Origin of the sequence: Mesobacillus stamsii (genome assembly GCF_030814065.1) — a bacterium.
In the GTDB taxonomy this organism is placed as follows: domain Bacteria; phylum Bacillota; class Bacilli; order Bacillales; family Cytobacillaceae; genus Mesobacillus; species Mesobacillus stamsii.
The window spans coordinates 60656-73632 of record NZ_JAUSUN010000006.1 but is presented as its reverse complement, the minus strand read 5'-3'; the positions used below and the strand labels follow the sequence as shown (position 1 = coordinate 73632).

Genomic DNA, 12977 nt, shown 5'->3' with positions numbered 1-12977 from the left:
GAGGTGGTATTTTGGATAATAAAGATTTTAACCAGATCTACAATGAATATAAGGAGCAAAGCAAAACACAGGTGGAAATCGAAGTAAACACTGGCCAGCCCGGGAAAGAGCAAATCGTGGCTGTCCGGAAAAATGATGACGGGGACCTGATTGCGTTCAAGACAGAGAATGGCAGAGAGCTGGATTACGTCACTGCCCTCAGTGAAGCGAAGGCTGGCAGGCTTGCCCATGTGGATGTATTCCATAAATACGGACGGGATATTCTCAGGAGTGAACCAGACGGAATCAAAGAAAACAATCTCGATCATTTACCCGATTTTTAGCAGGGAATTTCCCCTGCTATTTTTGTTTCCTATATAAAAAAACTTGATTTTTCTGAAATTTCAATCTAAAATTAAGAGTAACATACCAACCGGTAGGTATGTGAAAAAGGGTAGTAACATACAATTTTAATAGGCCAGTTTGTTTAATAAGTAAAAATGAAAGCGTTAACAGCTACCAGATAGGGAGGAATCATGATGGGAAGATTTGATGGCCGAGTGGCTTTTGTAACAGGAGGAAGCCGGGGAATTGGAAAAGGGATTGTCCAGCTATTCGCGCAAGAAGGAGCTAAAGTAGCTTTTATTGATTTGAACGAGGAAGTACTTGCAGATACAACGAATGAGCTTCGTGAAAAGGGATATAAAGTCTACTCAAAGATAGCGAATGTTACTGACGCAGAGCAAGTAGAACAAGCTTTCAAAGAGGTGAAAGATACCTTTGGTTCGGTTGATATTCTAGTGAATAATGCGGGCATCATACGTGACAACCTTCTTTTCAAGATGACCGACTCTGACTGGCAAACAGTCATGGATGTTCACTTAAAGGGATCATTCAATGCAGCCAGGGCTGCTCAGAAGTACATGGTCGAACAGAAGTATGGCCGGATTATTAATATTTCCTCAACTTCTGCACTTGGAAACCGAGGACAGGCAAACTATGCTGCAGCCAAGGCAGGGCTTCAGGGGTTCACCAAAACCCTGGCCATTGAGCTGGGGCGTTACGGCATAACCGCAAACTCCGTAGCTCCAGGGTTTATCGAAACGGAAATGACAAGAGAAACTGCAGCTCGAATTGGCATCCCTTTTGAGGATTTAATTAAACACAGTGTAGCGGGAATTCCTGTTGGCAGAAGCGGAAAACCGGAGGATATTGCCAATGCGGTCGCTTTCTTTGCGGATGAAAAATCATCCTTTGTAAATGGCCAGGTCATTTATGTCGCAGGCGGGCCTAAAAATTAACGTGAGGTGAAGGATCTATGTTCAAAGAGCATATTGGCAAGCAATCGAATAAAGTGAAAAATATAGTTGAACGCGGTGCTGTCAAAAAGTTTGCGGAAGCCATCGGGGATCTTCATCCCATTTTCGTGGACGAGGAAACGGGCAAAAACTCCAGATACAGCAGAAACATCGCGCCGCCAACGTTTCCGAGAGTATTTGACTATGGAACAATCGACGGATTGAACCTTCCAAATAAAGGCCTGATCCATGGTGAACAAACCTACCATTATGAGCGTCCATTATTGGTAGGTGAAGAACTCACATGCTACTCCGTAGTGGAAAATTACTTTGAAAAGAAAGGCACTCAAGGAGAGATGGGATTTCTTGTGCTGGAGAGCTTTGGCGAGGACGACATGGGTCAGGTTGTTTTCACTTCTACGCAAACAGTCATTATTACGGAAGCAGTAAGGAAGGTGCTGATTGGATGAGTAGATTGGCAGAATGGAAGATTGGTGAATCTCTAAAGGAAATCCAGCTGGATCCGGTGGATCGTATCACTTTAATTAAATATGCCGGTGCCTCCGGTGATTATAATCCGATTCATACAATAGACGAAGAAGCCCAGAAAGCGGGACTGCCTGGGATTATCGCTCACGGAATGTGGACGATGGGCAACCTGGCAAAACTGTTTACTAATTTTTACGAGGAAGGTTACATTCAGGACTATACCATTCGTTTCAAAGGAATGGTGTTCCTGAATGACGTTGTCACTCTCCAGGCTGAACTGGCAGAGGAAAATGAAAACAATCTCCGATTCCTCGTCCGAGCAGTCAACCAAAATGGCAACGAGGTCATTAAAGGAACTGTTACTTGCCAGCTTTATGCTTCTTCATACTAATAATATCAATAATTTCAGGAATATCTGCGCCAATTGTTTCAGCTAAATCTACTTCTGTTAAAAAAACGTTTGTTTTTTCCAGAAACAGGTGACGTTGATGATGGTTTGAAACAGAATTATTCAATCAAAAGAAAATTTGAAGAGGTGGAAGATATGAATTTTGACCATACAGAAAAGGTCAAGGAATACCAGGCCAGGCTGACAGATTTCATGGATGAATACATTTATCCAAATGAACAGGTATATAATGAACAAATTGACAAAAAGGACCCTTTTTCAAAGGTTCCATCGATCATGGAAGAACTAAAGGTAAAAGCAAAAGAAAAAGGTCTTTGGAATCTGTTTTTGCCTAAGAGCGAATATGGGGAAGGATTGACAAATCTCGAATACGCTCCCCTTTGCGAAATCATGGGCAGGTCCAGCATCGCGCCAGAGGTGTTCAACTGCGCTGCTCCAGATACCGGGAATATGGAAGTGCTTGTCCGCTACGGAACGGAAGATCAAAAGGAACAATGGCTGAAACCACTTTTAAATGGGGAAATCCGTTCCTGTTTCTCCATGACGGAGCCGGATGTTGCTTCATCTGATGCAACGAATATTCAGGCTAGCGTCGTCCGTGATGGCGACGAATATGTTATTAACGGGACAAAATGGTGGTCATCGGGTGCAGGCGATCCGCGCTGCAAGATTGCGATCGTGATGGGAAAAAATGACCCAAATGCTCCAAAGCATGAGCAGCAATCTATGGTTCTCGTTCCGCTGGAAAGTCCGGGAGTGACAATTAAGAGAACCATCCCAGTCTTTGGCTATGACCATGCTCCACATGGACATGCCGAAATAGAATACAAGAATGTCAGAGTGCCTGTTTCCTATATGATTTGGGATGAAGGGAAAGGCTTTGCGATTGCCCAGGGGCGTCTTGGCCCAGGCAGGATCCACCATTGCATGAGGACGATTGGAGCTGCTGAAAGGGCACTAGAGGAAATGTCCAAACGGGTACTGGAAAGAACTGCTTTTTGCAAAACACTTGCCGAACAGGGGGTCATCCAGGAATGGATCGCGGAAGCACGAATCGATATTGAGCAGTCCAGACTTCTGACATTGAAAGCCGCCTATATGATGGATACAGTTGGAAACAAAGAAGCGAAAGCAGAGATTGCAATGATCAAAGTTGTTGCACCAAATATGGCGTTGAAAATCATCGACAGGGCGATCCAGGCTTTCGGCGCTGCAGGAGTAAGTGATGATACCACGCTCGCTGCTTCCTGGGCAAATATCAGGACACTGAGGTTGGCGGATGGGCCTGATGAAGTACACAAACGGGCAATTGCAAGGTATGAACTGAAAAAATATAGGTAGGGGGAAACAGCAATGCATGTATCAGAATTATTTTCACTAAAAGGAAAAGTCGCCATTGTCACTGGTGGCGGACGCGGTCTCGGCGAACAGATCGCTGTTGGTTTTGCAGAAGTAGGAGCCAATGTTGTCGTCTGTTCGCGACGAGTCGCGGCATGTGAGGAAGTAAGTCAAAAACTGAAGGAAATCGGTGTTGAATCCCTTGCTTTGAAATGTGACATCACGAACCCAGAAGATGTAAAAAATGTCGTTAACCAAACTGTAGAGAAATTCGGCCGGATCGATATTCTCGTCAATAACAGCGGAGCGTCATGGGGAGCGCCAGCGGAAGATATGCCGCTGGAGGCGTGGCAAAAGGTAATGAATGTCAATGTGACTGGAACATTTCTGATGTCACAGACAGCTGGGAAAGTCATGCTCGAACAAGGCTCAGGGAAAATCATCAATATTGCCTCGGTGGCTGGATTGAAAGGGTCCAATCCAAAGATAATGGATGCAATTGGCTATAACACCAGCAAGGGCGCTGTGATCACTTTTACAAAAGACCTTGCTGCAAAATGGGGACCACGCGGGATCTACGTTAATGCAATAGCACCCGGTTTCTTCCCGACTAAAATGTCAAAAGGCCTGCTGGAAAAAAGCGGCCAGGCAATCCTCGAAGGAACGCCACTACGGAAATTTGGATCTGATAACGACCTAAAGGGGGTTGCTGTATTCCTAGCGTCCCCAGCCTCTGACTACATCACTGGAGACGTAGTCGTAGTGGATGGCGGCACTCATGTCCTTTAAAAATGGGAGAATGCATTGAAAAGAAATTCCAAAGGAGGAATGGAAAAATGGCTTCTGATACGATACCGATCAGGCAAGGAGAAGAACTAGATACAGAAGGAATCGAAAAATACCTGAGGGAGCAATTGCCTGATCTTCCAGAAGGCATTTTAACAGTTGATCAGTTTAGCTTTGGGAAATCAAACCTCACCTACCAGCTGAAAATTGGAGAATGGGAGGCCGTCTTAAGGCGGCCTCCGTTCGGTCCTGTTGCACCAAAAGCGCATGATATGGCTAGAGAGTACAAAATTCTTAAAGAGATTAGTCCACACTTTGCTGCTGCTCCGAAGCCCTTTTTATTTGCTGATGAAAATGTCATCGGCAGTCCGTTTTTTGTGATGGAAAGAAAGCGTGGCATCGTACTTGATACAGATTTCCCAGAAGGCATCGCGCCGACTGAAGAAATGTGCAGATCGTTATCGGAAACGATGGTTGACCACCTCGTTGAGCTTCATAGCATCGATTATACGAAGACTAGGCTGACCGAAATGACAAAACCTGAAGGCTTCATGGAACGGCAGGTCATAGGCTGGATCCGCCGTTATGAGCGAGCGGAAACGGATATTATCGAAGGGGTTGAGCATTTGAAACAATGGTTGCTAAAGAATGTCTCAGAATCCAAAATGCCAGCAATCATTCATTATGATTATAAATTGAATAATTCCATGTTCAATGAGGATTTAACCAAAATGGTCGGACTGTTCGACTGGGAGATGACGACGGTAGGTGACCCGCTGGCCGATCTGGGTGTGGCGATGAGCTACTGGATTCAACCGGATGATTCCGATCTGTTAAAAAGCGGGCTGGGAAAACCGCCAGTTACAGTGATACCAGGGTTTATGACGCGTAACGAATTCATGGAGAGGTATGCGAGGAAAAGCGGCAAGGACCTTGCGAATATGAATTTCTATCAAACATTCGCTTATTTCAAGCTTGCGGTGATCTGCCAGCAAATTTATTTTAGGTGGAAAAATGGCCAGACAAAGGATAGCCGGTTTGCTCACCTAGATGCGTTTGTCAGCAGCCTGATTCAATATGCGTTATATACCTCAGAAGAGAAGGGGTGAAGGACAGAATGAAAATTCACCTTTTGCTAAAAAAAGAAGAGATTGACAAGCAAAAAATGGCCGACAATAAAATCGCTGTAGTTTTTGATGTGCTTCTGGCAACTTCCACGATCACGTCAGCCCTTGAATTCGGTGCCAAAGAGGTGATTCCGGTCAATGATAGAAAGGAAGCGGAAAAGGAAGCAGCAGGGAGGGAGAAAGATTGTTTCGTACTCGTCGGCGAGTATCAGGGGAAAACAATCGATGGGTTTCTGTCACCAAATCCGCTGGAATTGAGAGAAAAAATCGAGGGGAAGTCCGTCATCCTGTCGACAACCAATGGAACCGTCGCGCTTAAAAATTCGGCCGATGCCCAAAGAGTTTATGCGGCGTCCTTAATGAATTGCCGGGCAGTAGCCAATCATATTTTAAAAGATTACCAGGGAGAAACGATCGTGGTTGTCTGTTCAGGCTCCTCGAATGAGTTTAATGTCGAGGATTTCCATGGGGCGGGATGCTTCATTGACTGCCTAATTAAGGAATATGACAAGGAGTATTTCCTGACGGATTCTGCTTATGCTGCGCAAAGTTTCTACCATAGGCACAATCTAAACAGTAATGATATTTTAAAAGATACCAGAGTTGGACGGATGCTAAGTAAACATGGCTTTGACGAGGAAATTGAATTTGTCTCACGGCAAAATATTTTTACCACGGTTCCTATGCTGATGGACAAAAAGAGGATAATAGACGTTTTGAATGACAACGTTTACAAAAAGGAAGGAAAAGTATGTCATTGAAAACAGAAGGAAGGTATTGCTTCCTTTAAAAAGAATTGCTCTTAAGCCGGTTGAATAATAATCTATGAAGGGGACTATATGATGCCAAACCTACACTTTGATCACTGGCCAAGAACCTCTAAATCTCTTATATTGCCGGAAACATCCCTCTATGAGAATCTGAAAGTCAGTGCGGAAAGATATCCGGACCAAATTGCAATCTATTACTATGGAAATGCCATTACTTACAGAGAGCTGAACGAAGATGTAAATTCACTTGCTGGATTCCTCCAGCAGAAACTTGGAGTTAAAAAGGATGACAGAGTTTTGTTATTCATGCAAAATTCTCCCCAGTTCGTCATTGGATTCTATGCAATTTCTCGAGCTGATGCAGTCGTAGTGCCAATCAACCCTATGCTGACTGCAGATGAATTGAGTTTTTACATCAATGATTGTGAGATTACTTCGGCGTTGGTTGGGCAGGAGCTTTATGCAAAGGTTGAGCCGCTGATCGGTTCAACTCCATTACAGAATGTTGTGGTTGCTGCCTACTCTGATTACAAAGGAGAGAATTTTGACGGTGTCGTACCTCCGGAGGCAGAGGCTGCCAGGGAAGTTCATGAACAACCAGGGCACTTCCATTGGATTGAAGCTATTGCAGCCCAATATGAGCCAGATGCCCATACGACAAAGGCAGATGACATTGTCGTGCTTCCCTATACATCCGGAACAACCGGACTTCCAAAAGGCTGCATGCATACGAATCGGACCGTCCAGGCGAATACCATCGGAGCCTATCATTGGTCCAGCTCGACAACGAGTACCGTTCACTTGACTACATTGCCATTATTCCATGTGACCGGCATGGTACACAGCATGCATATGCCGATTTTTTCCGGAAGTACGATGATCCTAGTGACAAGATGGAACCGGGAGACAGCGGTGGAACTAATAAAATCTCAAGAGTGCACACACTGGGTTGCGATTGCTACGATGATTGTCGATTTCCTGGCGAATCCAAAACTTGATCCAAGGGATATTGCCACACTAACATCGATTTCCGGCGGGGGCGCAGCCCTTCCAGAGGCAGTGGGGGAAAAGCTTTTTAAATTGACCGGGCAGCGATTTGTAGAAGGGTACGGACTTTCCGAAACAATATCCCAGACCCATTTCAATCCACCAGATCGGCCTAAAATGCAGTGCCTTGGCATTCCATCCTTTGATGTTGATGCAAGGATTATTGAACCATCCACCGGGAACGAGCTTGATCCCGGTGAGGCAGGAGAAATTATCGTAAATGGGCCGCAGGTAATGGTGGGATATTACAACAGGGAGGAGGAGAACAGAAGTTCCTTCATTGAAATAGATGGCAAAAAGTTTTTCCGGACGGGCGATATTGGCCGTTATGATGAAGAAGGCTACTATTTCATGGTTGACCGTGTTAAAAGGATGATCAATGCTTCTGGCTATAAAGTTTGGCCTACAGAGGTTGAATCTTATCTTTACAAACATCCGGCAATCCAGCAGGCGGTTGTAGTCGGAATACCTGACCCAAGAAGAGGCGAATCGGTAAAAGCATTTATCATTTTAAATAATGGGTATGAAGGAAAATTAAGCGAAGAAGAAATCATCGATTGGTCCAAACAGCATATGGCAGCTTATAAGTACCCTCGCGAGGTAGAATTCAGGACGCAATTCCCGATGACCAGCAGCGGCAAGATTCTGTGGAGGAAGCTTCAGGAGGAAGAAAGGGAAAAGGCTGAAAATCAAGTGAGAGAAAAGACTCCGTCAGAATATTCAAATGCTGATAATTAATCCGTGATAAATAATTCTAGCTGCGGCAGTTAAGATGAACTGCCGTTTTTCGTTGAAATCATATGCATCCAGGTCATACAATAAGAAATAAGCTGTCGCCCAGCATGGTACCTGAAAGGAGTGGTTGACATGAATAATAGAATTGGAGTGGACGCGGGAGGATCTTTAATTAAAATTGTCTATGAGGAAAATGGGAGAATGCATTTTCGAAAGCAGCCTAATTCAGAACTGGATGATGCCTTGCAGTGGCTGAAAATCACCGCACCAAATAAACCAATCTATCTGACAGGTGGAAAGGCAGGAACGATACAAGCCAATTATTTTCCGGAGGCAAAGGGGGTAGATGAATTTTCTGCTGTATGCGAAGGCAGCCAGTATTTGAAAATGAGGGAAGCGATGACTGCCGGTGAACCTTACATACTGGTCAACATCGGGACAGGCACTTCCTGGTTTACAATGAAAGGGGAACAGTATGAACGCGTTCTCGGAAGTGGAATTGGTGGAGGTACTTTTATGGGACTGGGGAAAATTTTATCTGAAGTGGATAGCTTTTCTGAACTGGTAAGTTTAGCTGCTAAGGGGGACAAGGGGAATGTTGACCTGCTCGTGAAGGATATTTATTATCCGGAAAACCCGCCAATCCATGGTGATTTAACAGCGAGCAATTTCGCGAAGATACAAGAATTCCCTTCAAGCTCTTCAGCGGACAAAATGGCTTCGCTTAACAATATGATCGCAGAAACGATTACGCTTCTCACTGTTCAGGTTGCTAGTATTCACAATATACACCAGGCTGTCTTTATCGGGAGTACACTTGCAGGAAATAACCCCCTCCGCGAAAGTCTCAATACTTATTGTAAAATGTCTGGAATTGATCCGGTTTTTTTGAAAAATGGTGAGTTTAGCGGGGCGATTGGGGCAATGCTCAAATAATGAGAAAAACCGGGCAAACTGCGCCCGGTCCTTTTTTGGTTTGGCCGATAATCGATTTCCACTCCAGACACTCGCTTTCCGTGGGGCGCCAGGTGAGCATTTCGTCGCTTTGCTCCTGCGGGTCTCACCTTGGCTGCAATCCCTTTTTTAATGGAAAAACCAAGCTTTCCTCTTTAAACCGGTTTGAAAATACTAAGCGAGTTTTCGATTTATATAGCGAATTGGAAATCACAACTCCCAAAATTTTATATGTTTCGTGTTTTTTTACTAAAACTCCTGCCATAAGGGCATCTTTCATGCAGAAAGATACCCTATGCGAGCATTTCCACAGTTAATTCTCTTATTATTATAATTTTGATTATTTGGATCATCGAAATAAGTAAAACTATTTCCATTTTTTTCAATACACCTTTAACTTCATTTGGCAGGCCCTAAGCGTCTCGAAGAGTATGATCCACAGCTAGACAAGAGACTCAAGGGGCTAGGCGTTGAAGTAAACCTCAACTAAAGAAGTTTATAATTTCCTAAATTCAACAAAAGAGGGGAAGCCACTGGCTCCTCCTCTTTTATGGAATTTACCTATTTTCTTTAAAAATGTCAGAGACGATTTCAAATGATTTCAGTCTGGCTTTATGGTCAAAAATTTGTGCATTGATGATCATTTCATCCGCCTGAGTATCATTAAGAAACTCCTGTAGCTTTGCTTTAATGGTCTGCGGTCCGCCAACAATCGAGGAACCGATTCGGCTATCTAGCAGCATCTTTTCATATTCGCTGATCTGACTATCAAAATCTTTTACAGGTGGCAGCAGGGGACTTGGATTATTTCTAAAAAGATTTAGGAATTGCTGCTGCATGGATGTCGCCAGAAATTCTGCTTCCTGATCCGACTCGGCCGCAATCACGTTTACGCCAACCATAGTATATGGCTGGTCTAATACATCAGAAGGCTGGAAGTTTTTCCGATATAGTTTTAGCGCACCCAAAGTATTTTCCGGAGAGAAATGACTGGCGAATGAAAAAGGCAAGCCGAGTTGTCCTGCAAGCTGTGCACTATAGCCGCTTGATCCCAAAAGCCAGATTGGGATGTTTAATCCTTCCCCGGGAATAGCGTGCACACTTCGAAGTTGTGAATCAAGTTCCGGATTAAAGTATGCGCGAAGTTCATCCAATTGCTCTGGAAAGTCTTGGCCATCACTGCGCCGTTCTCGCCTTAAAGCATAGGCTGTCATCTGGTCTGTGCCAGGAGCACGGCCGAGCCCAAGATCGATCCGGCCCTGGAAAAGAGATTCTAAAGTCCCGAATTGTTCCGCGATCACAAGTGGAGCATGATTTGGCAGCATGATCCCACCTGATCCTACTCGGATTGTGGATGTACCGGCTGCAACATGTCCGATGACTACCGAAGTTGCAGAACTAGCAATCCCAGGCATATTATGATGTTCTGCCAGCCAGTAGCGATGATATCCCCATTGTTCCACATGCCTAGCTAGGTCAAGCGTGTTGTTCAGTGCATCTGAAGCGGTGCCGCCTTTAATGATTGGGGCAAGATCAAGCACTGAAAATTTGATATCGGTTAAACGTTTGCCGTCTGCCATAATTGCATCTTCCTTTATTGAATGATATTAACAGCTAGGAAGAGCTTTTATCTATTCCTAGCGTCTATACCATTCAATAGTACCAATAATCTTTCGATAATCAAAATAAAATGGTTTTTCGCTCGATTTGACAGATGGCTTTTCCGTTAATTAATGGAAGGTCGCTGCGTGACAAGGGAGGGATTCTCAACCTTTGTCTCTCTTTTTGACTCTCTAATGGTTGCTTCAATATTGACAAATTCCGGATATCCATAAATACCATGTTCACTGATGTCCAGTCCAATGTTTTCTTCATCTTCTGTAACTCTCAAGCCATTCATCACCATTTTCATTCCTAACAAAATGAGGTAGGAAACAACAAAAGCAAAAGCACCGGAAGCTAAAACTCCCATAGCCTGTACCCCGAGCTGGTCGAAACCTCCGCCATAAAATAATCCTGGTTTTCCGACAGTTGCCAATTCTGGAGTTGCGAAGAATCCAGTTGATAAAGTACCCCAAACTCCTGCTGCCCCATGAACGGATAATGCAAATATAGGGTCATCAATCTGTTTGCTTTCAAAAAACCTAATGCTATAGAAGACGAGAATTCCGGAAACCAATCCAATTACAACTGCTGCCCATGTATCAACAAAGCCACTGGAAGCAGTGATGCCGACAAGACCGGCCAGTGTTCCGTTCAACATCATTGGGATATCGGCCTTTCCCATGACAATCCATGAAACAGCAAGTGCAGCAATGGTACCAGCCGCAGCTGCAAGATTCGTGTTCAGGGCGACAAATCCAAAAAATGCTCCATCTACTGATAGCGTGCTGCCTGCATTGAATCCAAACCAACCCACCCAGAGGAAGAGTACACTCAACGCGGTGAATACGAGGTTATGACCGTCAATTTTATTGGCCGAGCCATCTTTATTATATTTGCCTAAACGAGGTTTCAATAGAAGTGTTGCTGCCAAGGCACCCATTGCGCCTGTAAGGTGAACGACTGTCGAACCAGCAAAATCCTGTTTCCCATGTTCTGCAAGCCAGCCGCCGCCCCAAATCCAGTGAGCAATAAACGGATAAACCAATATGGAGAAGAAAACTGCGAAAACAACATAAACAGATAATTTTGCTCTTTCAGCGAATCCGCCAAAAGCTATTGTAATCGAAATTCCCGCGAAAGCCAGTTGAAAAAGGAAGAACACGGATCCTGAAAGGCTAAGCCCTTCCACTTCATAGCCTGAATAAAAGAAATCCGAAAATCCTAAAATCGAATTGCCTTCCCCGAATATCAGACCATATCCTACAGCCCAGAAAACAATGGAGGAAATACCAAATGTCAAAATCGTTTTGCCGGCGATATGGCCAGCATTTTTCATTCTGGTAGAACCTGTTTCAAGTAAAATGAAGCCCCCAATCATCAAAATTACTAATACTGTTGAAACCATTACCCATAAGCTATTTAATAAAAAAGCTGTATCCAATTTTGCTCAACTCCCTCTTTAGTTTGTATGTTATATGTATTTTGTCATCTAATTCATAAGAAAACCACTACCGTGTAAGGAAATCTAACATCAAATTTAAGTCAAACAAAAAAACCCTCTAGGAAGAAGGTTTCAAGATCATTTTTTTCGTATACCGAATCGGGCATTTAGTTGTCCTTGGATCATTTTTTTATGTTCTTCTGCTTCATTTATTTTCTGTTGCTTCACCATTTCCTGCCTGATTTCATACGTCTGGACACCATCTTCAATCTTATTGGCGATCTCAACTAGTAGTTCAACATCCGCAAACGAATATTTTCTGCTCCCGCCTGGTGTTCGATCAGGAAAAACCAGTTTTCTTTCTTCGTAATATCGTATTTGCCGTTCTGAAAGACCTGTTAATTCACTAACTATCCCGATTGTAATCACTTTTTTATCTTTATAGGAGGAATCAGCAGCCAGAAGGATCACCACGCTTCTTTCTTTTTATGTTACATTTTCTCACATAACATCATGTTTTGTAAAGAAAAACTGGAGGAGCTACCGTCCATTTGTTAAATTTTTTAGTTCAGTCACGGTTAGTTTTCTTAATTCGTTTTCACTTTTTTTCGTTAGCCCTGTTTTCACCAAATGTTTAATATAATGTTCCTTTAATTGTTCAACAGCAGTCCTTAAATGGAATGACATAAAATAGCCCCCTTAAAGATCGTCATTTTGAATTTTGCGCAAAATTTCCATTGCTTGCATTCCTTCTTTTTTCAGAAGTTGCTCAAACAATTGATCCCGAAATAGGTCAAGCATCACAATCAATTTCGCCAAATCCAATTCCTTCTGTCTGACCATAGAAATCTCCCCATTCCATTTGTAAATAGATGTAATTTGTTTCATCTTAACGGATACCAATTGGGTAATCAGTAAGTTAGGAAGGATTTCTGACAGGAATTTTAACAGTTGAGTAATCATTTGTGTGCAAATCGGAAAAACTATCATGACGAGGAG

At 43.5% G+C, this 12977-nt stretch carries 15 protein-coding genes; 10 read left to right on the top strand and 5 right to left on the bottom strand.

Annotated elements, in window-relative coordinates; all coding sequences use genetic code 11:
• Positions 1–11: 11 nt before the first annotated feature.
• The 10 genes from J2S25_RS06885 (at position 12) to coaW (ending at position 8914) form a co-directional block, all read left to right on the top strand.
• Positions 12–323, top strand: a complete 312-nt coding sequence (locus J2S25_RS06885) for a DUF3892 domain-containing protein (protein WP_044391142.1) — start codon at positions 12–14, stop codon at positions 321–323.
• 192 nt (positions 324–515) lie between these two features.
• Entirely contained in the window at positions 516–1280 is a 765-nt protein-coding gene (locus tag J2S25_RS06880; RefSeq protein ID WP_044391144.1) for a beta-ketoacyl-ACP reductase, read from the top strand.
• A gap of 17 nt (positions 1281–1297) precedes the next feature.
• Entirely contained in the window at positions 1298–1747 is a 450-nt protein-coding gene (locus tag J2S25_RS06875) for a MaoC family dehydratase N-terminal domain-containing protein (protein WP_044391146.1), read from the top strand.
• Positions 1744–2157: a MaoC/PaaZ C-terminal domain-containing protein gene (locus J2S25_RS06870; protein ID WP_044391148.1), complete on the top strand. Its 414-nt coding sequence runs from the start codon at positions 1744–1746 to the stop codon at positions 2155–2157. The genes J2S25_RS06875 and J2S25_RS06870 overlap by 4 nt, the downstream gene beginning before the upstream one ends.
• Before the next feature lie 153 nt (positions 2158–2310).
• Positions 2311–3516 carry an acyl-CoA dehydrogenase family protein gene (locus J2S25_RS06865; protein WP_044391248.1) on the top strand — a complete coding sequence of 402 codons (1206 nt, stop codon included), beginning with the start codon at positions 2311–2313 and terminating at the stop codon, positions 3514–3516.
• Positions 3517–3528: 12 nt separating this feature from the next.
• On the top strand, positions 3529–4302 hold the full coding sequence (locus J2S25_RS06860; protein ID WP_044391150.1) for an SDR family oxidoreductase: 774 nt from the start codon (positions 3529–3531) through the stop codon (positions 4300–4302).
• A gap of 47 nt (positions 4303–4349) precedes the next feature.
• Positions 4350–5408 (top strand): phosphotransferase family protein, encoded by a 1059-nt coding sequence (locus tag J2S25_RS06855; protein WP_044391152.1) that lies wholly within the window; start codon positions 4350–4352, stop codon positions 5406–5408.
• A gap of 8 nt (positions 5409–5416) precedes the next feature.
• Positions 5417–6187, top strand: coding sequence for a 2-phosphosulfolactate phosphatase (locus tag J2S25_RS06850; RefSeq protein WP_044391154.1), 771 nt, complete (start codon positions 5417–5419; stop codon positions 6185–6187).
• An 81-nt stretch (positions 6188–6268) separates the two neighbouring features.
• A complete protein-coding gene (locus J2S25_RS06845) occupies positions 6269–7981 on the top strand; it encodes a long-chain fatty acid--CoA ligase (RefSeq protein ID WP_044391156.1) in 1713 nt (570 codons plus the stop codon).
• Positions 7982–8110: 129 nt separating this feature from the next.
• Positions 8111–8914: a type II pantothenate kinase gene (gene coaW, locus J2S25_RS06840; RefSeq protein WP_044391157.1), complete on the top strand. Its 804-nt coding sequence runs from the start codon at positions 8111–8113 to the stop codon at positions 8912–8914.
• 575 nt (positions 8915–9489) lie between these two features.
• On the opposite strand, the gene J2S25_RS06835 is transcribed toward coaW, so the two are convergent.
• From J2S25_RS06835 to ykzB, 5 genes are all read right to left on the bottom strand, one after another.
• Positions 9490–10512, bottom strand: coding sequence for an LLM class flavin-dependent oxidoreductase (locus J2S25_RS06835; RefSeq protein WP_044391160.1), 1023 nt, complete (start codon positions 10510–10512; stop codon positions 9490–9492).
• 146 nt (positions 10513–10658) lie between these two features.
• Positions 10659–11978: an ammonium transporter gene (locus J2S25_RS06830; protein WP_084221701.1), complete on the bottom strand. Its 1320-nt coding sequence runs from the start codon at positions 11976–11978 to the stop codon at positions 10659–10661.
• Positions 11979–12116: 138 nt separating this feature from the next.
• Positions 12117–12440 carry a MerR family transcriptional regulator gene (locus tag J2S25_RS06825; RefSeq protein WP_044391250.1) on the bottom strand — a complete coding sequence of 108 codons (324 nt, stop codon included), beginning with the start codon at positions 12438–12440 and terminating at the stop codon, positions 12117–12119.
• Between the two features lie 78 nt (positions 12441–12518).
• Positions 12519–12665, bottom strand: coding sequence for a Fur-regulated basic protein FbpA (fbpA, locus tag J2S25_RS06820; protein WP_084221702.1), 147 nt, complete (start codon positions 12663–12665; stop codon positions 12519–12521).
• A 12-nt stretch (positions 12666–12677) separates the two neighbouring features.
• Positions 12678–12941 carry a protein YkzB gene (gene ykzB / locus J2S25_RS06815; protein ID WP_307191563.1) on the bottom strand — a complete coding sequence of 88 codons (264 nt, stop codon included), beginning with the start codon at positions 12939–12941 and terminating at the stop codon, positions 12678–12680.
• Positions 12942–12977 lie beyond the last annotated feature (36 nt).

Coding starts and splice junctions, on each gene's coding strand:
- J2S25_RS06880 (WP_044391144.1), top strand. CDS start 516: ATGATGGGAAGATTTGATGGCCGAGTGGCTTTTGTAACAGGAGGAAGC.
- J2S25_RS06875 (WP_044391146.1), top strand. CDS start 1,298: ATGTTCAAAGAGCATATTGGCAAGCAATCGAATAAAGTGAAAAATATA.
- J2S25_RS06870 (WP_044391148.1), top strand. CDS start 1,744: ATGAGTAGATTGGCAGAATGGAAGATTGGTGAATCTCTAAAGGAAATC.
- J2S25_RS06865 (WP_044391248.1), top strand. CDS start 2,311: ATGAATTTTGACCATACAGAAAAGGTCAAGGAATACCAGGCCAGGCTG.
- J2S25_RS06860 (WP_044391150.1), top strand. CDS start 3,529: ATGCATGTATCAGAATTATTTTCACTAAAAGGAAAAGTCGCCATTGTC.
- J2S25_RS06855 (WP_044391152.1), top strand. CDS start 4,350: ATGGCTTCTGATACGATACCGATCAGGCAAGGAGAAGAACTAGATACA.
- J2S25_RS06850 (WP_044391154.1), top strand. CDS start 5,417: ATGAAAATTCACCTTTTGCTAAAAAAAGAAGAGATTGACAAGCAAAAA.
- J2S25_RS06845 (WP_044391156.1), top strand. CDS start 6,269: ATGCCAAACCTACACTTTGATCACTGGCCAAGAACCTCTAAATCTCTT.
- coaW (WP_044391157.1), top strand. CDS start 8,111: ATGAATAATAGAATTGGAGTGGACGCGGGAGGATCTTTAATTAAAATT.
- J2S25_RS06835 (WP_044391160.1), bottom strand. CDS start 10,512: ATGGCAGACGGCAAACGTTTAACCGATATCAAATTTTCAGTGCTTGAT.
- fbpA (WP_084221702.1), bottom strand. CDS start 12,665: ATGTCATTCCATTTAAGGACTGCTGTTGAACAATTAAAGGAACATTAT.
- ykzB (WP_307191563.1), bottom strand. CDS start 12,941: ATGATTACTCAACTGTTAAAATTCCTGTCAGAAATCCTTCCTAACTTA.